Origin of the sequence: Glutamicibacter sp. NPDC087673, assembly GCF_044743255.1 — a bacterium.
Classification (GTDB): Bacteria; Actinomycetota; Actinomycetes; order Actinomycetales; family Micrococcaceae; genus Glutamicibacter.
In genome coordinates, this window is sequence record NZ_JBIUWB010000006.1 from 264,023 (window position 1) to 285,176 (window position 21,154).

The following is a 21,154-nucleotide window of genomic DNA, read 5'->3' on the forward strand; positions in this document are numbered from 1 at the left end:
CGCCATGAAACCTGACAATTCCCCAAACAGCACCGCAGGCACCGCCGCCTTGGAGCACTATTCGCGCACCGCCCAGCGCAGCGCCAGGGTGGTGCTGGGCGAATACTCCACCTCGTTCTCGCTGGCCTGCAGGCTGCTGGATGCCGCCAGCGCCCGGCACATCGCCAATATCTATGCGCTGGTGCGCCTGGCCGATGAAATCGTGGACGGGGTGGCCTGCCAGGCCGGCCTGGACAACCAGGCCATCGCCGCCTGCCTGGACGAGCTGGAAGCAGAAACCCTGCGCGCCATGGAACGCGGGTACAGCACCAACATGGTGGTCCACGCTTTCACCATTTCCGCCCGGGCCACCGGCATCCACGCCGAGCTCACCGCCCCGTTCTTCGCCTCAATGCGCGCGGACCTGGGCACCGGGCAGCATGATGAGCGCAGCTTGCAGGACTACATCTACGGCTCGGCCGAAGTCATCGGGCTGATGTGCCTGCAGGTCTTCCAGGCGATGCCCGCCGCGCCGGACTTGACGCCTGCCCAGGCGCAGCGCGCCAAGCACGCCGCCCGCAGCCTGGGCGCGGCCTTCCAGAAGGTCAACTTCCTGCGCGACCTGGCGGAAGACAGCGAAGATTTGGGACGCAGCTACTTTCCCGGCCTGGACCCGGCAGGATTCGATGAGCCAAGCAAGGCGAAGCTGGTTGCGCAGATCGAGCAGGACCTGGCCCAGGCCCGTGCCGGCATGCCCTACCTGGCCCCGTCCGCTGCCCGGGCGGTGCGCCTGGCCCATGACCTGTTCCGCGAACTGAACTCCCAGCTGGACAAGGCCCCGGCCTCGCAGCTGCTGCGCACCCGCATCTCGGTCTCCGCCCCGCGCAAGGCGCTGATCGCCGCCCGCGTGCTGCTGGGCACCCGGGGCACCACCGGCCGCAAGCCAAGAATGGAAGTAGCAAGCAGATGAACCACGCACAAAGAGAAGTCGTAGTCATCGGGGGCGGATTCTCCGGCCTGGCCAGCGCCGGGTTGCTCGCCGCCCGAGGCTGCAAGGTCACCTTGATCGAGCAGCAGCCGCACCCAGGCGGTCGCTCCGGGCGCCTGGAGCGCGACGGGTTCCGCTTCGACACCGGCCCCTCCTGGTACCTGATGCCCGAGGTCTTCGAGCACTGGTTCAAGCTCATGAGCACCAGCGCCAGCGAACAGCTGGAGTTGCGCGAACTGTCCACCGGCTACCGCACCTTCTTCCAGGGCCGCGAAGGACCGGTGGATGTCGGAACCGGCGCTGCGGCCAGCGGACTCTTCGAAGCCCTGGAACCGGGCAGCGGCCCAGCCTTGGAGCGGTACCTGCGCACCGCGAAGGAGGGTTATGAATTGGCCTTGGAGCATTTCCTCTATGACGATTTCAGTTCGCTCACCTCCCTGCTGCATCCGCGGATCCTGCGCCGGACCCCGCAACTGGCCCAGCTGCTGGCCTCCAGCCTGGAAAGCCATGTGGCCCGGCGCTTTTCGAGCAACGAGATCCGCCAGCTGCTCGGATACCCGGCGGTGTTCCTGGGCTCCAGCCCGAGCCGCACCCCTGCGCTCTACCAGCTGATGAGCCACTTGGACCTCACCGACGGGGTGAAATACCCGATGGGAGGCTTCGCTGCGGTGGCCGATGCCATGGCTGAACTGGCCCGGAAACACGGCGCGGCCATCCATTTGGGCGCCACCGCAACGGCCATAGAAACCAGCACAGGGAAAAATCCCCGGGTCAGCGCGGTGCGCTGGATCGACGCGCACGGCAGGCAGCAGCGCACCCCGGCGACCCAGGTGATCGCAGCCGCCGATGTGCGCCACCTGGAAGGCCATTTGCTGCCCGAGGAGCTGCAGACCCACACCGCCAAGAGCTTCCAGCGCAAAGACCCTGGCCCCAGCGCGGTGCTGCTCTGCCTGGGCATCAGCGGCAAGCTGCCGCAGCTGGAGCACCACAACTTGCTGTTCACCACCGACTGGAAAGAGAATTTCTCGCGGATTCGCCAAGGGCGGACGCTGGAGGCGGAAACCAGCATCTATGTCTGCAAGCCCAGTGCCACCGACCCCTCGGTGGCCCCGGAGGGCTGCGAGAACCTGTTCATCCTGGTTCCGGCTCCGGCCATGCCCGAATGGGGGATCGGCGCAGCCGATGGGGCAGGAGATGCCGCGGTGGAAGCGGTGGCCGACGCGGCCATCGACCAGCTGGCCGCATGGGCTGGCATCAAGGATCTTCGCGAGCGGATCGTAGTGCGCCAGAGCATCGGCCCGGGGGACTTCCTCCAGCAGTACGGCGCCTTCAAAGGCGGTGCGCTGGGCCTGGCCCATACCCTGGGGCAAAGCGCCATGCTGCGTCCGGGCAACCGCAGCGCCAAGGTGGGCGGGCTGCACTATGCCGGCAGCACCGTGCGCCCCGGAATCGGCGTGCCGATGTGCCTGATCAGCGGGGAACTGGCTGCCAAAGCGGTGCTCGGGATCAAGGCCGCGGGGCCCATGGACGAAAACTTCGCGACCACGGTGCGTCAGGAGGCAGGAGCATGATCTACCTGGGCATCTTGCTGGTACTCCTGGTCTGCATGGGGCTGCTGGACGCGAAGGGAAAGCTCTTCATCTTCCGCCACCCGGTGCGCGGGCTCCTGGCCCTGGGGCTGGGCACCGGATTCTTCGTGCTCTGGGATGTGCTGGCCATCAGGCAGGGCATCTTCCTGCACAAGGAATCGGAGCTCATGACCGGAATCATGGTGGGCGAGCAGTTCCCTGTGGAAGAAGTCTTCTTCCTGGTCTTCTTGTGCTATTGCGCCATGATTGCCTTCACCGGACTGCCGGTGCTGGCCAGCATGCTGCGCAACCGAAACCGTAAAGCGTCCAAGCGCACGTTAGGGGAGAAGCATGTTCCTTGAATTGAGCCTCTGCTTCCTTCTTGCGGCCATGGCCGTCTTTGCCGCCGGGCTGGCCGCCAGCAAGCAGCGTCTGCGCTCGGTGGCCAAGCCGCTGGGCGCCGCCATGGCCCTGATGCTCGTGCTCACCGCGATCTTCGACAACCTGATGATCTACGCCGGGCTGTTCGGCTACGGCAGCGGGACGCTGTCCGGGGTGCATCTGGGCCTGGCCCCGATTGAAGACTTCTTCTACGCCGCCTGCGCGGTCTTCCTGCTCCCCGGGCTGTGGTGGCTGCTCGGTGCCCGCAGCCACAGAAAGGACGCTTCATGATCCGCGGAATCGTATTGAGCTCACGCCCCATCTCCTGGGTGAATACCGCCTACCCGTTTGCCGCCGCCTATCTGCTGGCCGGCGGCGGGATCGATTGGCGCTTGGTCCTGGGCACGGTGTTCTTCCTCTTCCCCTACAACCTGCTGATGTACGGCGTGAACGATGTCTTCGACTACGAGTCGGACCTGCGCAATCCGCGCAAGGGAGGAATCGAGGGGGCGCTGCTGTCCAGGCAGAGCCATAAGTCGCTGCTCATCGCCTGCGTCCTGTGCGCCGCGCCGTTCCTCGCGGTGCTCGTGGCGGCCGGGGATGGCGCAGCCAACCTCGTTCTGGCGGTGTCGATCCTTGCGGTGCTGGCCTACTCCGCACCGCGGCTGCGTTTCAAGGAAAGGCCCGGGCTGGACTCGCTGACCAGCGCAGTGCACTTCGTCTCCCCGGCGGTCTACGGGTGGGTGCTGGCTGGCGCCAGCGTGCAGGCCGAGCAGTGGCTGGTCTTCGGCGCGTTCCTGCTCTGGGGGATGGCTAGCCATGCCCTGGGAGCAATCCAGGATATTGTTCCCGATCGCCAAGGCGGGCTGTCCTCGATCGCCACCGCCTTGTCGGCCCGCACGACCATCTACCTAGTCTTGGCTGCCTACCTGCTGGCCGGAGTGCTCGTGGCGGTGGGCCTGTCGGGCCTTGGCCGATGGGCGGCGGTGCTGGCCCTTCCCTATGTGCTCAACGTCCTACCCCATCTTGGAATCAGCGATGCAAGCTCGGGTACGGTTAATCGAGGATGGAAGAGATTCTTGTGGATCAACTACCTGTGCGGTTTCCTGCTGACCATGCTCCTGATCTTTTCGGCACTTTTCACCAACTAGACCCGGATGGGGATTCAAGGATTTCAATGGACGTCATTTTGCTTTCGGATCAAGGCCAGCCTATTGGCACGCGCCCGAAAGAATCGGTTCACACCACGGATACCGTGCTGCACCAGGCATTCTCCTGCCACGTGCAGAATCAAGCCGGCCAGGTGCTGGTGACGCGTCGCGCCCTGTCCAAGGTGACCTGGCCAGGGGTCTGGACGAACTCCTTCTGCGGGCATCCCCAGCCCGGCGAGAGCTTCGAAGAAGCCATTACGCGCCACGCGGCCCATGAGCTCGGCTTCAAGGTCAACCGCATCGAATCGGCGCTGCCGGACTTCCGCTATCGCGCCGTGGATGCCTCGGGCATTGTGGAAAACGAAATCTGCCCGGTCTTCACCGCGATAATCGACAGCGAGATCTCTGCGAACCCGGACGAAGTCATGGACTACTGCTGGGTGGATCCGGCACAACTCGGTGAAGCCCTGCGCGCCACCCCGTGGGCTTTCAGCCCGTGGCTGGTGATGCAGGCTGCAGGGATGTCCCTGTACCAGGCCGAGCAAGGCTGATTCCGGGCCCGCCGCCGGCGTGGAATCCGTGCTGGGTGATTCCTGTGGAATTGTCCGGGGCATTGGCTATGCTCAATTGCATGGTGCTTCAAGTAATTTCTTCCGGTATCCAGCGGCGCTGCGTGGCCATCGATGCGTTAGGCAGGGTCAGTGTGGTCGCCGGTGGCCTGGTGCTGGCTTCGTCCCTGGCCAGCTGTGCCCCGCTCCAGTTCGAAGCATCCGCGCAAACTCCTAGCGTGAGCCAGCAGATCGCGGCCTTGCCGAAGTATGCCGACAACCTCCAGGAAGTCGAAGGGCGCCAGGAATGGGCGGATCAGAAGATCTTCCAGTACCTCAATGGCCAGGGCGCCGCAGGCTTCCATTCATTCGCCCAGGATTCCATCCAGTACGCCACCGTGGGGTGGCTCTCTCCGGTCCAGGGCGTGCTCGCCATTGTGGTGGAGGGCAGTGATTGGATCGCGGAGGGCAGTGCTGCCGGCTATGCCGAGCGGGTCATGACCTCCGTCGGCTACGAATCAATCGAGTTGGACCGGGTTGAGATCCTCACCGTCGAAGGGCAGCTGCTCGCCTCCGACTACCGCGGGAATCATCCCGGGGCTTTGTAAGCGAAAAGGCCATCTCGCCGCGTAGCTCGTAATGGAGCTAGCTGGCGGGATGGCCTTTGCTATGGCGAATTCTCTTGCTGGTTATACGAAGTTCTCGGTGCCTTCGATGGTGTTCATGAAGTGGTCCATGAAATCAGCGAAGTCCTCTGCATCTGATTTCTGGTCAATGGTGGCACCAATGCTGATGGCATCATCGACATGCAAGTCGATGCTCGGCGCTTCGGGAATGCTGAAGCGGAACACCCGGCCCGAAGAGATCGCGATTTCGTAGCCGCCATCGCTGAGCTCGGCGAGCTGGTTCACATTCGTATTGTTGATGTTGATCGCATCCTCGGATGCTTCCAAGCTGCTGGCATTCACTGGCGCAATAATCAGTTCCGCTGGTTGGCGCCGATATCCAATGACCTTGAGCCCTCCGGAGCCGGCGATGCCGGTGCCCGCCACGAGATTGTAGCTGGCGAAGTTGGGGATCTGCGAGTCGAAGGCCTCATGGAGGCGGGCCTTTACCTGCTGGGTTGGATTTTCGTCTGGGCGCTTGTCCATAACCAATACTCTACCGATAACTTTGGACAATTTGACCAGTCGCAACATTTATCGAAATGTGTCATCGGCACGTCATGGGTTATCTGATTGGTCATATTGACTTCTAGAATGGGATTAATGAGCCAGGATGCTGATTGAGTCGCCAAGCCATGCGCCCGTGTGGCCATCGACGGAATTCATGCCTCTCCCGGCTCAACGCTGCAAGCGAAACCAACTGCATGGCAGGGGACTTCCTTGGAGCAAGGGTGCGCAGCGCGAGCGATGCGCATTCCCGGCAGTTGGTGCTTGTCTCCAGCTAATCCCGTTTCGACAGGCGCTTTTGGTGCCTATGAAGCGAAAAACCAAGTCTTGTTTGCGGTGTCGCGTCCAAGACTTGGACATCCATCTCATATAATGAGATAAACAGGGTGTCTAGTTGCTCTTTGCCGTGAGGTGGAGAAAACTAGAGGCATGCAAACAAACACCGATGTACTACTAGTTATCAGGCGCGGAGCCTGAGACACTGTCCAACACCACGGACAGTACGTCGGTAACGCGCAAGCCCCCTTTCGTCAGTAGTGACGGCCGCGGGGCGTTTTTTATGCGCAAACGAAGAGATAGATATGGAAAGGATCCCGATGAGCAACTCAACACCCGCCAATCCGGCGTCGGTTGCGAAGTCAATCAATCGAACCAAGGATGCCGCCGCCGCTGTCTCTTCCGTCGTGGAGGCTTCGAACCCGGTACAGGGTCCGAATAATATCGTTGCTCCCACACAGATGACGGGCTCACAAGCCATCGTCCGCTCGCTGGAAGAACTGGGCGTCAAAGACGTCTTCGGATTACCAGGTGGGGCCATCCTTCCCACCTATGATCCACTGATGGATTCGACCAAGATTAACCACATCTTGGTCCGCCACGAACAGGGTGCCGGCCATGCCGCACAGGGTTACGCCATGGTGAGCGGGGAAGTGGGCGTATGCATCGCTACTTCCGGACCAGGCGCAACCAACCTCGTCACCGCACTGGCCGATGCCAATATGGACTCGGTACCAATGGTGGCAATCACCGGTCAGGTCAATAGCGCTTTTATTGGCTCTGACGCATTCCAGGAAGCAGACATTGTCGGCATCACGATGCCGATTACCAAGCACGCTTTCCTGGTCACCAACGCGGAAGACATTCCGCGCACGCTGGCCAGCGCTTTCTACCTGGCGCAGACCGGCCGTCCCGGTCCGGTGCTGGTAGATATCACCAAGGATGCCCAGCAGAGCGACATGACCTTCTCATGGCCGCCAAAGGTCGACCTGCCGGGCTACCGCGTGGTCACCCGCGGACACAACAAGCAGCTGCGCGAAGCCGCCAAGCTCATCGCTTCGGCAACCCGCCCGGTGCTGTATGTTGGCGGTGGCGTGATCAAGGCCAACGCCCATGAGCAGCTCAAGGAATTCGCGGAATTCATCAACGCTCCGGTGGTCACTACGCTGACCGCACGCGGTGCCTTCCCGGACTCGCATGAACAGCACGTGGGCATGCCAGGCATGCACGGTGCCGTCTCGGCGGTCACGGCACTGCAGCAGTCGGATTTGCTCATTACCCTCGGCGCCCGCTTCGATGACCGCGTCACCGGCGTGCTCTCCACCTTCGCGCCGAACGCGAAGGTGATCCACGCCGATATCGATCCTGCGGAAATCTCCAAGAACCGCGTGGCCGATGTGCCGATCGTCGGCTCGCTGGATGAAATCATCCCGCAGCTGCACGAGGCCTGCGCCTCGCGCTTCGAGAACGAAGCCCAGCAGGACCTGGCCGGCTGGTGGGGACTGCTCAACCGCCTGCGCGAAACCTACCCGATCGGCTACACCGAAACCCACGACGGCCTCTCTGCTCCGCAGAATGTCATCGGGCGCATCGGCGAGCTGACCGGTCCGGAAGGCGTCTACGTGGCAGGCGTGGGCCAGCACCAGATGTGGGCAGCGCAGTTCGTCAAGTACGAGCGCCCGCGCTCGTGGCTGAACTCCGCCGGCCTGGGCACCATGGGCTACTCGGTTCCTGCCGCCATGGGCGCCAAGGTGGCGCAGCCGGACCGCGTGGTCTGGGCCATTGACGGAGACGGCTGCTTCCAGATGACCAACCAGGAACTGGCTACCTGCGTGATCAACCGGATCCCCATCAAGGTTGCCATCATCAACAACTCGTCGCTGGGCATGGTCCGCCAGTGGCAGACGCTGTTCTACGATGGCCGCTACTCCAACACCGATTTGAACACCGGCCACGGAACCGCCCGGATTCCGGACTTTGTGAAGCTGGCCGACGCCTACGGCTGCGTGGGCCTGCGCTGCGAACGCGACGAGGATATCGACGCGACCATCCAGAAGGCATTGGAAATCAATGACCGTCCGGTGGTCATCGACTTCGTGGTCTCGGCCGACTCCATGGTGTGGCCAATGGTCCCATCGGGAGTCAGCAACGACCAGATCCAGATTGCCCGCGGCATGACCCCTGAATGGGAAGAGGAGGACTAGGACATGGCAAAGCATACGCTTTCGGTACTGGTTGAAGACGTTCCCGGCGTGCTCACCCGCGTCGCCAGCCTCTTCGCCCGCCGTGCCTTCAACATTCACTCGCTGGCCGTGGGCCCCACGGAAATTGCCGGCATCAGCCGCATGACCGTGGTGGTGGACGCCGAAGGGGATTCCCTGGAGCAGGTCACCAAGCAGCTGAACAAGCTGGTCAACGTCATCAAGATCGTGGAACTGCTGCCGGAAACCTCGGTGCAGCGTGACCACATCATGATCAAGGTGCGCGCCGATGCGGCGACGCGACTGCAGGTCACCCAGGCCGCGGAGCTGTTCCGCGCATCGGTGATCGACGTATCCACGGACTCGCTGGTCGTTGAGGCCACCGGCAATGCGGCGAAGATCGAAGCACTGCTGGCAGTACTTGAGCCATTCGGCATCCGCGAGATCGTCCAGGCCGGAACGCTGGCCGTGGGACGCGGAACAAAGTCGATGAGCGACCGTGCCCTGAAGACTCTGTCCGCCTAAGCGCACAACGACTTCAAGAGACACGAACTACAAATTTAGGTATTTGGCACCTAGCTTAGAAGAAAGCAACAGTGCCTAAGCACAAGACTTCTTTACCAGAAGCACAAATAAGGAGAATTACAGTGGCTGATCTGTACTACGAAGACGACGCAGACCTCTCGATCATCCAGGGCAAGAAGGTAGCTGTCATTGGCTACGGCTCCCAGGGCCACGCCCACGCATTGAGCCTGCGCGACTCCGGCGTCGAGGTTATCGTCGGCCTGGCTGAGGGCTCCAAGTCCCGTGCCAAGGCCGAGGCCGAAGGCCTTAAGGTAGCTACCGTTGCCGAGGCAGCGGCTTGGGCAGATGTCATCATGATCCTGACCCCGGACCAGGTCCAGGCCCAGGTCTACACCGAGTCGATCGCCGAGCACCTCGAAGAGGGCAACGCGCTGTTCTTCGGCCACGGCTTCAACATCCGCTTCGGCTTCATCCAGCCACCAGCCAACGTCGACGTTGCACTGGTTGCTCCCAAGGCACCAGGGCACACCGTGCGCCGCGAATTCGAAGCCGGCCGTGGCATCCCTGACCTGATCGCCGTGGAGCAGAACTTCACCGGCGGCGCCAAGGAACTGGCACTGTCCTACGCTGCAGGCATCGGCGGCACCCGTGCCGGCGTTATCGAGACCACCTTCACCGAAGAGACCGAAACCGACCTGTTCGGCGAGCAGGCTGTGCTCTGCGGTGGCACCTCCCAGCTGGTCCAGTACGGCTTCGAGGTCCTGACCGAAGCTGGCTACAAGCCGGAAATCGCCTACTTCGAGGTGCTGCACGAGCTGAAGCTGATCGTCGACCTGATGTGGGAAGGCGGCATCGCCAAGCAGCGCTGGTCGATCTCCGACACCGCTGAGTACGGCGACTACGTTTCCGGCCCACGCGTGATCACCCCAGAGGTGAAGGAAAACATGAAGGCTGTGCTGGCCGATATCCAGTCCGGTGCTTTCGCCAACCGCTTCATGGAAGACCAGAAGGCTGGCGCTCCGGAGTTCAAGGAACTGCGCGCCAAGGGCGAAGCCCACCCAATCGAGACCACCGGCCGCGAACTGCGCTCGCTGTTCTCCTGGATCTCTGATGCATCCTCGGATGACTACGTCGATGGTTCGGTAGCCCGCTAATCTACACCAAGTTTGGTACTGCGATAATAAAAACGCCAGTGACACTCGATCTCAAATTCGAGTGTCGCTGGTTTTTAACCTCAAATTAGCGGTGGCAATTCTCGTCGGAGACAGCCTTGTTGAGGAATGTCGCAGTAATTTTTGAGCAGTTTGATGCCCAACGTTGAGGTGCCGCTACGAACGATTTGTTTTGCAAGCACGTGCAATAAGAGCGTGGCGTTTGTATGTCTGACTGTGTTGAGACGATGAAGGATACGCTTGGAAATGTCTATCAGAAGTGTTTTGAGCAGATGGTGCTGCGCCTAGGTCGTTTGTTCGATTGCGTCAGTTAGCAGGCGAGATTTTAGTGTCTGCAACCCGTTGCGCGTTAGTACATCTATAAATAATTGCTTATCCGAGAAATGCCTTCCAAAATGTGAGACAATTTCGAACCTTGTCATTTTTTGAAGGGAAAGTTTTGGGAAAAGGCAATCAGCCTCCTAGATGGCTCCATTCCGAAGAGTATGAATCGCCCGTTTCTATCTTCAAAGGATATGAAGTAGAAGTTACCTCTATTTCGGATCTTTGGAACTCCATGAAGAAGATTCAGGATGTCCACGAAAGTCGGCTTCTATGGCGCGGCCAGTCGAATCACGAGTGGGGCCTGCACAGCTCGCTCTTCCGTGTCCTCAGGGATCAAAAATACGGAGGTCGGTTTTCGGCTGAAGTCCATGACCAACTAAGAGATCGAAAGATCGACTTGAAAGACCGATATCCTTCTGAAAATGATCTTCAAGATGCTGAATCGGAAATTTTGAGGCAGTCGAGAACAGGATGGCGTCTCGATTCGCTAAGTGCTATGGAAATCTTTGCCCGTATTCAACATCGGGGTGGCCCCACTCGACTGATTGATTTCAGTTTCAACCCATTGATCGCATTGTGGTTTGCAGTTTCGGATAGTTCGCAGGACGAAGTCGATGCCCGTTTATTTTGTCTTGCTTTGAAAGGTCCAGTTGTTAACTCAGAACAGGCGGACATTCGATTGGACTCGGATTGGGGAGGTTATGAACCCAAATGGCACCACTGGAAGTCCGATGATGAGCGCCGCGCCAATGACTGGGGGACTGGTTCCCTACGCAGATTCTGGGTCCCGCCGATTTACGACAGTAGAATGCTGGCTCAAAATTCAGTTTTTGTGATCGATGGAGTTCCCATTAGCGGAAAACAAATTCAGTCTTCTTTCCATATCGTGGGCGCACCTCAGAATCGAAATTGGAAAATGGCAGACCTTCTGTCGGCTGGTTCTCTGTATTTAAAATTTTATGAGCCTGGAGTCGAAAACAAGACAACGTCTCGAAACTTCGCATCTACGTATACGCTTCGAATCCCGGCGAATGAAAAGCCAGCACTTAGGGCACAACTCGACACTTGGTTCGGTTATGACGCTGCAGCTATCTATCCGGATGTCGATGGACTAAGACAAAACCTTGCACAGCTGTTCTTATCTTGAAATCGCTATCTGCGGTAATGTTGGCTGGTCTCTCGTCACGATGATGTGGGAAGGCGGCATCGCCAAGCAGCGCTGGTCGATCTCCGACACTGCTGAGTACGGTGACTACGTCTCCGGCCCACGCGTGATCACCCCAGAGGTGAAGGAAGACATGAAGGCTGTGCTGGCCGATATCCAGTCCGGTGCTTTCGCCAACCGCTTCATGGAAGACCAGAAGGCCGGCGCTCCGGAGTTCAAGGAACTGCGCGCCAAGGGCGAAGCCCACCCAATCGAGACCACCGGCCGCGAACTGCGCTCGCTGTTCTCCTGGATCTCCGATGCATCCTCGGATGACTACGTAGATGGTTCGGTAGCCCGCTAATTGCGAGTTGACAAGTAGCTTCGTAAGCTGAACAAAATAAATCGACCTCGGTTGCTTGGCGGGTTCTAACGGTCGTCGCAACACCCTGAACAATCAGGAGTTGCGACGACCGTTAGAACCCGCCCTTCCCATATGGGAAGCAACCGAGGTCGATTTTTTAGTTTGCTGGGTCGGATACCAGCCAGGCAGGTTTAGAGCTTCGAAGCCCGGTAGCCGGCCTTGCGCGCATCAGCTGCAGTCTTGAAGCATTCTTCTGGCTTCGTGATGTTGTAGAAGCGCTGTCCCTTGACATGGTACTTCCACTCCTTCTGGCTGCCGGTGCGGTTGCCCTTCACCGGGTAGCCTGCAGGGCAGTTCTTCGCCTTCCCGCTCATCTTCACGGAACGCTTGGCGGCCGCCTTCTTCACCAGCAAGGTCTGCGTCTTCTGAATGGTCGAGGTCTTGCCCTTGAGCTGGTACTTGACCGTGGTGGTGACCTTGTAGGTGCCCGCTGCGAGCTTGACGGACTTCTTCTTGCTGGCGACGGTCTTCTTGCCCTTGACCACCTTCAGCAACGCCGACTTGATCTTCACGTTCTTTGCCTTGGAATAGCTAGGCTTGATGGTTGCCTTGGCTGAACCCTTGACAGTCTTCGTGCCAATTTTCTTGATCGTTACCGCAGGAGCCTTTTTCTTCGCAGCACCGATGCTGGCAGATGAAATGCTGGTGGGCAACGGAGCGGCCGAGGCCGCGGAGACACCGGAGAATACAAGTGCTCCCGAAGCGATGACAGCGAGTGAACGCTGAACTAATCTATTCAATTTCTCCCCATGGAAAGTCGAACGAGCATGGGCACTGATCGGTCCCATGTGCTGATTCTAATCTGGAACGGGAATAGAAACTATTGCTGGACCCGATTGTGATCGATTGCGGCTAATGCAGTCAAAGCGTTACTCGATCAGTCGAGTGTTTTCCCAATGATTAGTTGAAGCCTTTGCTAGGCTCGGGCAAAACCATGCAAAGGAGCGCGCCCGTGCCACAGGAAAGCAACTACGACGATTTCGCCCAGGACTACGCTGACGAGAACGAATTCAGCATGCTGAACGCCTACTATGAGCGGCCGGCCACCTTGGAACTGGCAGGAGAGGTTGCTGGCCGGAACATCCTGGATATCGGCTGCGGCGCCGGTCCTCTGTCCGAACAGCTCATGAGCCGTGGAGCGAGCGTCTCGGGCTTCGACACCAGCCGAGCAATGGTGGACCTGGCACGCCAGCGGCTGGGCGAAGATGCCGACCTGAAAGTGGCGACATTGGGGGAGAAGCTCCCGTATGCCGACAACAGTTTTGACGATGCCATTGCTTCCTTGGTGTTCCACTATTTGCCGGACTGGGACTACGCACTGGAAGAAGTCCGCCGGGTGCTCAAGCCCGGCGGCCGGCTCATCATGTCGGTGAACCACCCGATTCTCTACCCGTTCAACCACCGCGGCAAGGACTACTTCCAGCTCACCCAGTACACCGACGAAGTGACTTTCAAGGGGAAGCCTGCCGAATTGACCTATTGGCATCGGCCTTTGCATGAAACCATGACGGCGCTGATCTCCGCAGGGTTCGCGGTGGAACGTGTCTGGGAGCCTCCGTATGCCAAGGATGCGCCCGAAGGCGTGATTCCAGAAGAGCTGCGCGAACGTGACGCGTTCTTGAGCTTCCTGTTCTTCTCGCTGCGCTCGACGCGCTAGCCGGCGAGGCGCAAACCTGCCGCTGCGGGTTAGCCGCCGATGTTCCTGCCAGAACGAGGGCGACCTGCAAGAAACACCCAGGTCCCCAGCAGCAGCAGCGCTGATCCGAGCCAGACGCTCCACCAGGGGAAGCCCGGGATCTCAGGAGCGGAGCCGAGGGCTTCCAGATCTGCACGCGGGGTAGGGTGCACGCGTTCTCCGGTGACCAGCATGCGATGCGTATTGATGCCTAGGGGAGTGCAGGTGACCAGGGTGGCCAGATCCTTGTCGAATTGCGGGGCCAGCGCCTTCGTTTCATCCGGCTCTACCGTCTGCGTTTCAACCACCCGGTACGTCAGTACCTCATTGAAGACCTCGATGCTGAAGGTATCGCCGATTTTCACCTGGGGCAGATCGTTGAACAGGTTGGCCTCAGGCAGCCCGCGGTGAGCGGTCAGCACCGCATGCATGGACTGCCCGCCCACAGGCAGTGCGGTGCCTTGCAGGTGCCCGACGCCTTTGAGCAAGGTCTGGTCATCGGTACCGTGATAGATCGGCAGGTCGATGTCCGCCGACGGGACACGCAGCCGGCCGATGAGCCCCTCGCTGTTGACGTTGAGCAGGGAATCGTACTCGGTATCTTCCCGCACCGATCCGTTGCTGGTAGGGATATTGCTGCCCGGAGCCAGCAAGCCGCCGCCAACCAGTTCCTCGTTGTACTCCCGGGCCCGCTGCAGCTCCTGGGAAATCGTGGAGCTGCCCTCGTGGGACACGTCGCTGGAGATTTCCTTGATGATCTTGGATTGGTTGTATTGCGAGAACCAGCTCGCCGCCGGCGGGTACAGCAGCATGAGCGTACCGGCCAGGAAGACGACGGCGATCACCAGCGTGGACACCGGGACGCGCCAGCGGTTCCTGTGCTGCGGGGGAGGGGAAAGCGTGGAACTGGGAGTCGAGCTCATGATTTCTGCCTATGAAGTCTTGGGAATCAGGAAGTTCAGAAAGAAAATGGTGGGAGTCCCAAGCAATGCTTAGTTCTCCCACCATCTACTGGCAACCCTGGTGCTGCATCAAGCAGTACTCGGGTTAGCCCTGGGTGCGCGAGCGGCGTCGCTTCACCAGTACCGCACCACCGGCGGCGGCCATCAGGCCAAGACCTGCAATGGTGAACAGCACGGTGCCCGAGGCGCCGGTGAGCGGCAGATCAGGACCGGTCGGCTTGTGGTTGGTGATGGTCTCGATCAGGATCTGGCCGTTGGTCACAACCAGTTCGCCGGACCACGGATCAGCCGGAAGCACGTATCCGGCTGGCGCCTTGGTTTCCTTGACCCAGTAGCTTGATTCCATGTCGTCCTCGATGCCCAGGTGCAGTTCCCACTTGACGACCCCGTCTACCGTGGTTCCGGTAGCCAGAGGCGAACTGGTGGGTTCGCCCTCGGCATCAGGTGCAGTTCCATAGAGCTCGAATTCCGCGCCGTCCAGCAGTGCACCGTTCTCGCCTTCAGCCTTCTTTTCCAGCTGCAAGGTGCCCAGGTTGGTGTTGGTGGTGCCATCAGCTTCCGTGCCATTGATGTTCACGGTCGCGGTGTTCTCGATGACTCCGCCTTCAGGGATGGAGTTGACCTTGGTCTTCAATACGGCCGTCACGGTAGTCGCTCCAGCCGCATCGAGTTTGGCGAGGCCCGCCCCGGTGAAGGTGATCACCGCATTGTCGGCCGAGATGGTGTAGTCATCAAAAGGAACAAGTTCCCCGGTGCCAATCGATACCGACTCCCAGGAGATGAAATCGAGGTTCCCCGAGAGGCTATCGGTCAAGGTGTAGGACTTGTAGGGAAGATCCGAGTCAGGGACATCGGTGACCAGCGTCCAAGTGACCTCATCGCCCAGGAACACGGCGGTATCATCCACGGTCTTGGTCTGCTCGATGGTGTTCAGCGTGTTCTTCGGATAGACGTGCACGTTGTAGTTCCAGGTGCCGTCGGCATTCGGATAAGGAATGCTCACGTAGAACGGTGCGGCCGCGGCATCGATCAGGTTGTCGCCCGAATCGGTTTCGGTGACCAGGTACAGTCCCAGGTCCAAACCGTTGAAGGTAGCGATACCTCCCACGGTTACCTGGGGGACACCGGCGGCCAGGGTGTAGCCTGCAGGCAATGCGCCTCCGGCGGATTCTGGTGCCAGGGCTTCTGCCAGTTCCCAGCCGTCGGCCACGCTCAAGTCGATTGGCTCGCCGTCGAACAGCACCTGCTGCAAGGTGAATTCAACGCCATCCAGGCCCAGGCCCGCGCCGGGGTCCGGTTCCAGCAGGGAGCCGTTGTTGAGGCCTTCAACAGGGTCCGCTGAAGACTTGTGGACCGAGATGCTGCCGGGGGTCCCCGGCGTAATATCCGAAATTTCGTCAGCGGATGCGGCGGCTACCCCAAATAGCCCCATCCCAGCAAGTGCCATGGCACTTGCTCCGGCAATCAGCTTGCCGAGTCTGCGTTGCGTGAACACGATTACTCCTTTTGTGCGAGTGATTTTTACGCCTACCCAAGTTCAGCGTGATTGGTGAATTGGTTGAATCTAGCCGAGGTTGCGGCTATGACGGATACGGAAGGCCTGTGCACCCCAGATGCCCAGCCCCAGTACCAGGATTGCGCCGCCAATCAGATAAATCTGATCTCGGCCGATGCCACCGGTCAGTGGGAGCACGGGACCGTCCTGCTGCTCATTGGTAATGGCAGCAAGCTCGATCTGCAGTGCGTCGCCGGTGACCTCGAACTCATGGATCTGCTCGTCCTTGACGTAGCCCGGAGGAGCGGTGGTTTCCTGAAGCGTATAGCTGCCCCGCTTCAGGTTTGCCAAGGCAAATTTGCCCTTGGCTGGATCCATATCCGGTCCGGTGCAGCCTTCGGCCATGCAGTCGGTAACCGCGATGGCTTCCGATGCATCGCCCAGCGGTCCGGTCAGGGTCCATTCGGCACCTGCAAGCAGGTCGCCGTCAACGGTGGTCTTGGTCCAGCTGGCCGATCCGGGAAGGGCCGTGTTCACGATGGTGCAGGTGGCCTCCTGGCCAAGCTCCAGCGTGATCGCCGCTCCTTCGCCGCTTCCGGTGCCGACGCAGCTCCAGGTGCCTGGTTCGTAGCCTGCGGCGGTGCCTTCCTCGGCCAATTGGTAGGTTCCCACGCCCACCGATGCTTCGGTGACGGCCGTTTCTCCGGTCTTTCCTTCGATGCTCCCCGCGGTGCCCGAAGCGCTCAGCGTCCAGTCATCGGTGGTCGAGGTTCCGTTGAAGTCCTCGTTGTCCACCACCTTGACCAGCGTCAAAAGCTGTTCGCATTCCACGGTGTTCACGATTGCCACCACATTGGGCGAGGGAGTCCCGGCCATGGTGTGGGTGGCGGATAGCCCTTCGACGCCGTCAATGGTTGAACTGGTCACCTGGCACAGCTCGGCGAGCGTGCCGGTGAGGGTTTCCTCGATGGCCACCTCGTCCCCGATCAGATGCCCGGAACTGGTTGCCCCGAATTCAGCTGCTTGTCCATCAATGCTCAGCTCCGCATCTCCTGCCGGCTGCTCGCCGTGAGGATACTCGGTGCCGTTGACCACCCAGGTCTTGGTGACCGTCAGGTCAATTTCCTGGGTGTTGGTGAGCACGCAAGTGGCTTTGCTGCCGGCAGTGATGGTGATGGTGTTGCCATCGCCAACCGCCGCATCCTCGCAAGCCAGGTCCGTCAGCTGGTAGTTTTCCGGGCCGGTTTCGGAGATGGCGTATTGGCCGGCAGCTACCGGGACATCGGTGACGCCTTCGCTGCCGGTCACTCCGGACAGATCCGTTGAGCTGCCATCAGCTGACAGCGTCCATTCCGTGGCCGCCGCCTCGCCGATGACTTCCTTTTCCAAGGTCAGGGTGGTGCAGGTGACGGTGTTGGTCACCGTGTAGGAGTTCAGTCCAGGTTGCAATACATGTTCACCCAGATCCCCCGAGGGGGCATTGGTGCACCCTGCGGGCAGCTGGGCCACCGACTCGCCGATGATGATTTCATCATTGGCCTCGTAGTCGGTGCCATTGCTGTACTTGGCGTAGCCGGTACCGAACTGCGGCGAGGTTTGGCCGGTCAGTTCCAGCGTGGCGGCGATGCCATCGGGCTGCTGGCCGTTTTCGTATTCCTCGCCGTCGATGACCCAGTTCTTTTCGACCTGCACGCTGGAGCAGGTGCTCGGCACGGCAAGGGAAATCGGGGCGATCCAGTCACCCAAGTTGGATGTTTCCGGAATCGAGGAGGAGGAACGCAGATTCAGCGTTCCGTAATTGCCGGTACAGGTAGCTTCTCCAAACAGGGCAGTCAGGTCCACGCCGATTTCCGCGAAGCCGCGTACCGGGATGGTGCTGGTTCCGTCGAAGCCGGTAATGGGTTGGGTATTCGTCGCACCAACGAAACCGCTCAGGGTTTGCTGCTGCACCCACGTTTCCGTGCTCGCGTTCCACATGTAGGCACCGGTGAAGATGAGATTATTATTGCCATCCTGCTCGATGCTCAGGCGAAGATCGCCGTCGCTGCGAATCGGAGTGGGAATCACTACGGGGTCGTTCTTCTCGGCGTTGAGCTCAACGATGTAGCGGATGGTGCCGGTGCTTGTCCCTCGCTCGAATCCCAAGAAGGCGAAGACATGTCCATCACTGGTTGTCGAATAGGCGTAGTTGCGGCCTATATCTGCCTGGCCGGAGGCTTGGCCCGTACCGTTGACTTGGTTCGCACCCCACGGCCAGCTCCTTTCGCTGGCACCACGGGTGAACTGTGTACTGTCGTCGAAACCATCGTTGCCCGATGGTTGCGTCAAAACGGTGGTCCAATCGTCCAGGGCCGCGTCGTTGGCGCACAGGTTGCCATCAAGCTCAAATCCCCCAAGAATCTGAGTTGATGCCTGGGCGGCACTGCAGACGTCCCCTAATGCCATCGGTGCGAGCAGTTTGTTGTCAGCCTCTCTGGGCGAGGCTGTCGGTAATGGTGATTCCGATGGCTTCTTGGCAGTTTCGGTAGGCGACTGCTCGGCAGGTGCCGAGGACTGCGCAGTTGCTGGCGCGCTTATCGACGCTGGAGCGCTAGTAGGTGCCTCGGAGGCTTTTTCCTCTTCGCTTGCCGATTCCTCGGCTCGTGGCGTTTGAACAACCGGCGCCTCGGATTCAGTTTCCGGCGCGGCCTTCGGCGACTGCGTTACCGCTGGCTTGGTTTCAACCGGCGGCTTGGACGCTTTCGCTTTTGGAGCTGGGGTTTCGGAAGAAGCCGCAGCAGCGGAAGTTTCAGTCGAAGAGGGTGCCGGGCTCGTGGGCGTCGCGGAAACAAGAGTGGCCGCCGAATCGGTTTCAGCCGCCGACGGGGCGAGTTTTACTTCCGCTGAAGATTCGCTCACCGAAGTAGCGGAAGCTGGCACAAAAGTTCCGGCGAATGCCAGAGAGAAGACAATTCCGGCGCTAATTGCAACGCTGGAAAAGGCGCTTTGCGAAGTGCAATGTTTTTTTGCTCCCTCGAGCAAGGACTTTTTACCTGTACGACCGTTGTTCCGTCGTGCAACTCTGTCCCCAACAGGTCTGCCAAACACAAGAATTCCCCAATATCCGAGGACATTGGGGATGCTAAACCTGAAGAACGCAGACTGGTGCGTAGAATTTGACGCTCGTTTTCCATAAACGAGTGCCTAAATTACAGCCAATTGATCCCCACGACCAACTGGCTTTCCCCAAGTTTTGCCGGACCCCCAAAATCCGGGCGAGTGATATGGCGACAGCGTATCGGATGGATTTCACTTTCGTCAACACTGAAGATTAATAAAACGATGAGGACGATCAATTTGTTGGCTGGAAAGGCTGAGAACGCGAAGTTTCTCGTGGAAAACGGATACCGTGGGGTCCTGAAAAAGCTCTAATAAGTCGCCTAAAAAGGAAATTAAAAAGAGGTGAACAGAGACCGCTGGAACCACCTACGAGGACTTTGCGCGGGCTCTTTCGGACGAGAACGAGCCGACCCTTCTCACTGTCTTTTACGACCGGCCGGCAAATACTCCAGATGGCCGGTCATGTCGCCTGGCGGCGGTTCCTCGACAACTGTTGCGGTTCTGGTGATAATCGACTTGACGCGTGTTCGGCTCCAGTATGGTGCTGATCTGCGGGTCACGGACCTGGGGTAGAAACTGCCCTACGAGACGAATTCCTTCGACGACGCAATCGCCTCGCTGGTCTTGCACTACTTGGAGAACTGGACAGGGCCGCTGGCAGAAATACGGCGCGTACTCAAGCCTGGCGGCAGGCTCTTACTGTCGCTGAACCATCCGATCCAGTACCCGTGGAATCACCCTGGCAAAGACTATTTCCAGCGGGTCCAATACACCGATGAACTGCCCTTCACAGGACAGGCCGCATCACCGACCTCTTGGCATCGGCCGCTGCGTGAGACGATGACCGCATTCCTCGAAGCCGGAATCAGCGTCTACCAGGGCTGGGATCCGCCATATTCCAAGTATGCTTCCAAAAAGATCATTCCCGAGCGGTACGAGAACGGCACGCGTTCCTGAGTTGCAGCGTCCTCGAGCTGCAACCGGCCAAGATAGGTCGCAGCCCGCCTGCGAATTCCGTGCGCGGCAGTGGACATCTGCCGAACTGGACGCCCGGCAGACGATGGATGGATCGATGGATCAGGGCAGTGCCGGGGTGGCCGATTCCAGCTTCGAATGATGCGGATCGACCAGTTCCTGCTCGGCCAGCTGCAGCAGGTAGTCACCATAGCCGCTCTTGCCCAGGGCAAGAGACAGGTGCCGCAGCTGGCCGTCATCGATGAAGCCTTGGCGCCACGCGACTTCTTCGGGCGAGCCGATCTTCAGGCCCTGGCGCGCCTCGACGGTGCGCACGAAGTTCGATGCGTCATTGAGCGAATCGAAGGTGCCGGTATCCAGCCAGGCGGTTCCGCGCGCCAAGACGGTGACATTCAAAGCGCCATCGTTCAAGTAGAGCCGGTTGATATCCGTGATCTCCAGTTCCCCGCGGGCCGAAGGCTGCAGATCCTGGGCCTTCTCGACCACGGAATTGTCATAGAAATACAAACCGGGAACTGCGAAATGGCTCTTGGGTTCAAGCGGCTTTTCTTCCAGCGAGATGGCACATCCTGACTCGTCGAACTCGACCACTCCGTAAGCGCTGGGATCCTTGACCCAGTAGCCGAAAATAGTCGCCCCGGGTTGATCCGAGTACCTGCCAAGCTGCGTGCCGAATCCCGGACCATGGAAGATGTTATCGCCTAGCACCAGGGCAACTGACTCGTCGCCTATGTGCTCGGCCCCAAGCACGAATGCCTGGGCCAGGCCCTCGGGCTTGGGCTGGACCGTGTAGGTGAGCTCGATGCCGAACTGCGAACCGTCGCCCAGCAGATTGCGGAACTGCGGTTCATCTTGTGGTGTGGTGATAACCAGGATCTCACGGATCCCGGCAAGCATCAGCGTTGACAGCGGGTAGTAGATCATCGGCTTATCGTAGACAGGCACCAACTGCTTGGATATTCCCCGCGTGATTGGGTGCAAACGCGACCCGGTTCCCCCAGCTAGAATTATTCCCCTCATGGCTATCGAGCCTAATGAAACGTGAAGTAGTCGCGTCAGAGTAGTCATACTCGAGAATTGCTAGGATGCTGCCCC

At 59.8% G+C, this 21,154-nt stretch carries 20 protein-coding genes and 2 pseudogenes; 16 read left to right on the forward strand and 6 right to left on the reverse strand.

Annotated elements, in window-relative coordinates; all coding sequences use genetic code 11:
• Nucleotides 1-4 precede the first annotated feature (4 nt).
• From ACIOTL_RS15495 to ACIOTL_RS15530, 8 genes and pseudogenes are all read left to right on the forward strand, one after another.
• Nucleotides 5-949, forward strand: coding sequence for a phytoene/squalene synthase family protein (locus ACIOTL_RS15495; RefSeq protein WP_400343417.1), 945 nt, complete (start codon nucleotides 5-7; stop codon nucleotides 947-949).
• Nucleotides 940-1,008, forward strand: a pseudogene (locus tag ACIOTL_RS15500) (hypothetical protein); the annotation flags it as partial. The gene ACIOTL_RS15495 and the pseudogene ACIOTL_RS15500, both read left to right, overlap by 10 nt.
• A gap of 3 nt (nucleotides 1,009-1,011) precedes the next feature.
• The gene (crtI, locus tag ACIOTL_RS15505) at nucleotides 1,012-2,538 is read left to right on the forward strand and encodes a phytoene desaturase family protein (protein WP_400343512.1); all 1,527 of its coding nucleotides are present in this window, start codon (nucleotides 1,012-1,014) and stop codon (nucleotides 2,536-2,538) included.
• Nucleotides 2,535-2,897, forward strand: a complete 363-nt coding sequence (locus ACIOTL_RS15510) for a lycopene cyclase domain-containing protein (RefSeq protein WP_400343420.1) — start codon at nucleotides 2,535-2,537, stop codon at nucleotides 2,895-2,897. Before crtI ends, ACIOTL_RS15510 begins: the two co-directional genes overlap by 4 nt.
• Nucleotides 2,887-3,207 (forward strand): lycopene cyclase domain-containing protein, encoded by a 321-nt coding sequence (locus tag ACIOTL_RS15515; RefSeq protein ID WP_332489243.1) that lies wholly within the window; start codon nucleotides 2,887-2,889, stop codon nucleotides 3,205-3,207. The genes ACIOTL_RS15510 and ACIOTL_RS15515 overlap by 11 nt, the downstream gene beginning before the upstream one ends.
• Nucleotides 3,204-4,067, forward strand: coding sequence for a prenyltransferase (locus tag ACIOTL_RS15520; RefSeq protein WP_400343422.1), 864 nt, complete (start codon nucleotides 3,204-3,206; stop codon nucleotides 4,065-4,067). The genes ACIOTL_RS15515 and ACIOTL_RS15520 overlap by 4 nt, the downstream gene beginning before the upstream one ends.
• Nucleotides 4,068-4,093: 26 nt before the next feature.
• On the forward strand, nucleotides 4,094-4,618 hold the full coding sequence (gene idi, locus ACIOTL_RS15525) for an isopentenyl-diphosphate Delta-isomerase (RefSeq protein ID WP_400343425.1): 525 nt from the start codon (nucleotides 4,094-4,096) through the stop codon (nucleotides 4,616-4,618).
• Between the two features lie 80 nt (nucleotides 4,619-4,698).
• Nucleotides 4,699-5,223 carry a hypothetical protein gene (locus tag ACIOTL_RS15530; protein ID WP_400343428.1) on the forward strand — a complete coding sequence of 175 codons (525 nt, stop codon included), beginning with the start codon at nucleotides 4,699-4,701 and terminating at the stop codon, nucleotides 5,221-5,223.
• 81 nt (nucleotides 5,224-5,304) lie between these two features.
• Here ACIOTL_RS15530 and ACIOTL_RS15535 read toward each other — a convergent pair whose 3' ends face one another.
• Entirely contained in the window at nucleotides 5,305-5,766 is a 462-nt protein-coding gene (locus ACIOTL_RS15535; RefSeq protein ID WP_105658083.1) for a hypothetical protein, read from the reverse strand.
• 617 nt (nucleotides 5,767-6,383) lie between these two features.
• Between ACIOTL_RS15535 and ACIOTL_RS15540 the strand changes: the two genes are divergently transcribed.
• The 5 genes and pseudogenes from ACIOTL_RS15540 to ACIOTL_RS15560 all read left to right on the forward strand — a co-directional run.
• Entirely contained in the window at nucleotides 6,384-8,267 is a 1,884-nt protein-coding gene (locus tag ACIOTL_RS15540) for an acetolactate synthase large subunit (protein WP_105658084.1), read from the forward strand.
• A gap of 3 nt (nucleotides 8,268-8,270) precedes the next feature.
• Nucleotides 8,271-8,789, forward strand: a complete 519-nt coding sequence (gene ilvN, locus ACIOTL_RS15545; protein WP_105658085.1) for an acetolactate synthase small subunit — start codon at nucleotides 8,271-8,273, stop codon at nucleotides 8,787-8,789.
• Between the two features lie 122 nt (nucleotides 8,790-8,911).
• Nucleotides 8,912-9,943 (forward strand): ketol-acid reductoisomerase, encoded by a 1,032-nt coding sequence (gene ilvC / locus ACIOTL_RS15550; protein ID WP_013348730.1) that lies wholly within the window; start codon nucleotides 8,912-8,914, stop codon nucleotides 9,941-9,943.
• Between the two features lie 433 nt (nucleotides 9,944-10,376).
• Nucleotides 10,377-11,432, forward strand: coding sequence for an FRG domain-containing protein (locus tag ACIOTL_RS15555; protein WP_400343431.1), 1,056 nt, complete (start codon nucleotides 10,377-10,379; stop codon nucleotides 11,430-11,432).
• A 31-nt stretch (nucleotides 11,433-11,463) separates the two neighbouring features.
• Nucleotides 11,464-11,793, forward strand: a pseudogene (locus tag ACIOTL_RS15560) (ketol-acid reductoisomerase); the annotation flags it as partial.
• A 191-nt stretch (nucleotides 11,794-11,984) separates the two neighbouring features.
• On the opposite strand, the gene ACIOTL_RS15565 reads toward ACIOTL_RS15560, so the two are convergent.
• Nucleotides 11,985-12,641: a hypothetical protein gene (locus tag ACIOTL_RS15565; protein WP_400343434.1), complete on the reverse strand. Its 657-nt coding sequence runs from the start codon at nucleotides 12,639-12,641 to the stop codon at nucleotides 11,985-11,987.
• A gap of 164 nt (nucleotides 12,642-12,805) precedes the next feature.
• Here ACIOTL_RS15565 and ACIOTL_RS15570 point away from each other — a divergent pair, with 164 nt between their 5' ends.
• A complete protein-coding gene (locus ACIOTL_RS15570; RefSeq protein WP_400343436.1) occupies nucleotides 12,806-13,510 on the forward strand; it encodes a class I SAM-dependent methyltransferase in 705 nt (234 codons plus the stop codon).
• Between the two features lie 29 nt (nucleotides 13,511-13,539).
• Here the strand turns inward: ACIOTL_RS15570 and ACIOTL_RS15575 are convergent, their stop codons facing one another.
• The 3 genes from ACIOTL_RS15575 to ACIOTL_RS15585 form a co-directional block, all read right to left on the reverse strand.
• Nucleotides 13,540-14,451, reverse strand: a complete 912-nt coding sequence (locus ACIOTL_RS15575) for a class C sortase (protein ID WP_400343439.1) — start codon at nucleotides 14,449-14,451, stop codon at nucleotides 13,540-13,542.
• A gap of 124 nt (nucleotides 14,452-14,575) precedes the next feature.
• On the reverse strand, nucleotides 14,576-15,985 hold the full coding sequence (locus tag ACIOTL_RS15580) for a SpaH/EbpB family LPXTG-anchored major pilin (protein ID WP_400343441.1): 1,410 nt from the start codon (nucleotides 15,983-15,985) through the stop codon (nucleotides 14,576-14,578).
• 69 nt (nucleotides 15,986-16,054) lie between these two features.
• Nucleotides 16,055-18,430: a SpaA isopeptide-forming pilin-related protein gene (locus ACIOTL_RS15585; protein WP_400343444.1), complete on the reverse strand. Its 2,376-nt coding sequence runs from the start codon at nucleotides 18,428-18,430 to the stop codon at nucleotides 16,055-16,057.
• A 286-nt stretch (nucleotides 18,431-18,716) separates the two neighbouring features.
• Between ACIOTL_RS15585 and ACIOTL_RS15590 the strand changes: the two genes are divergently transcribed.
• Together ACIOTL_RS15590 and ACIOTL_RS15595 are read left to right on the forward strand one after the other, a co-directional pair.
• A complete protein-coding gene (locus ACIOTL_RS15590) occupies nucleotides 18,717-19,160 on the forward strand; it encodes a hypothetical protein (RefSeq protein WP_400343446.1) in 444 nt (147 codons plus the stop codon).
• Between the two features lie 557 nt (nucleotides 19,161-19,717).
• On the forward strand, nucleotides 19,718-20,041 hold the full coding sequence (locus tag ACIOTL_RS15595; protein ID WP_400343449.1) for a hypothetical protein: 324 nt from the start codon (nucleotides 19,718-19,720) through the stop codon (nucleotides 20,039-20,041).
• 120 nt (nucleotides 20,042-20,161) lie between these two features.
• Here the strand turns inward: ACIOTL_RS15595 and rfbA are convergent, their stop codons facing one another.
• Nucleotides 20,162-21,079, reverse strand: coding sequence for a glucose-1-phosphate thymidylyltransferase RfbA (gene rfbA, locus ACIOTL_RS15600; protein WP_400343451.1), 918 nt, complete (start codon nucleotides 21,077-21,079; stop codon nucleotides 20,162-20,164).
• Between the last annotated feature and the right edge of the window lie 75 nt (nucleotides 21,080-21,154).

Bases quoted from the DNA above. Each gene is read 5' to 3' on its own strand.
- ACIOTL_RS15530 (WP_400343428.1), top strand. From the start codon at position 4,699: ATGGTGCTTCAAGTAATTTCTTCCGGTATCCAGCGGCGCTGCGTGGCC.
- ACIOTL_RS15520 (WP_400343422.1), top strand. From the start codon at position 3,204: ATGATCCGCGGAATCGTATTGAGCTCACGCCCCATCTCCTGGGTGAAT.
- ACIOTL_RS15515 (WP_332489243.1), top strand. From the start codon at position 2,887: ATGTTCCTTGAATTGAGCCTCTGCTTCCTTCTTGCGGCCATGGCCGTC.
- ACIOTL_RS15535 (WP_105658083.1), bottom strand. From the start codon at position 5,766: ATGGACAAGCGCCCAGACGAAAATCCAACCCAGCAGGTAAAGGCCCGC.
- rfbA (WP_400343451.1), bottom strand. From the start codon at position 21,079: ATGAGGGGAATAATTCTAGCTGGGGGAACCGGGTCGCGTTTGCACCCA.
- ACIOTL_RS15585 (WP_400343444.1), bottom strand. From the start codon at position 18,430: ATGGCATTAGGGGACGTCTGCAGTGCCGCCCAGGCATCAACTCAGATT.
- ACIOTL_RS15510 (WP_400343420.1), top strand. From the start codon at position 2,535: ATGATCTACCTGGGCATCTTGCTGGTACTCCTGGTCTGCATGGGGCTG.
- ACIOTL_RS15495 (WP_400343417.1), top strand. From the start codon at position 5: ATGAAACCTGACAATTCCCCAAACAGCACCGCAGGCACCGCCGCCTTG.
- ACIOTL_RS15540 (WP_105658084.1), top strand. From the start codon at position 6,384: ATGAGCAACTCAACACCCGCCAATCCGGCGTCGGTTGCGAAGTCAATC.
- ACIOTL_RS15575 (WP_400343439.1), bottom strand. From the start codon at position 14,451: ATGAGCTCGACTCCCAGTTCCACGCTTTCCCCTCCCCCGCAGCACAGG.
- ilvN (WP_105658085.1), top strand. From the start codon at position 8,271: ATGGCAAAGCATACGCTTTCGGTACTGGTTGAAGACGTTCCCGGCGTG.
- idi (WP_400343425.1), top strand. From the start codon at position 4,094: ATGGACGTCATTTTGCTTTCGGATCAAGGCCAGCCTATTGGCACGCGC.
- ACIOTL_RS15565 (WP_400343434.1), bottom strand. From the start codon at position 12,641: ATGGGACCGATCAGTGCCCATGCTCGTTCGACTTTCCATGGGGAGAAA.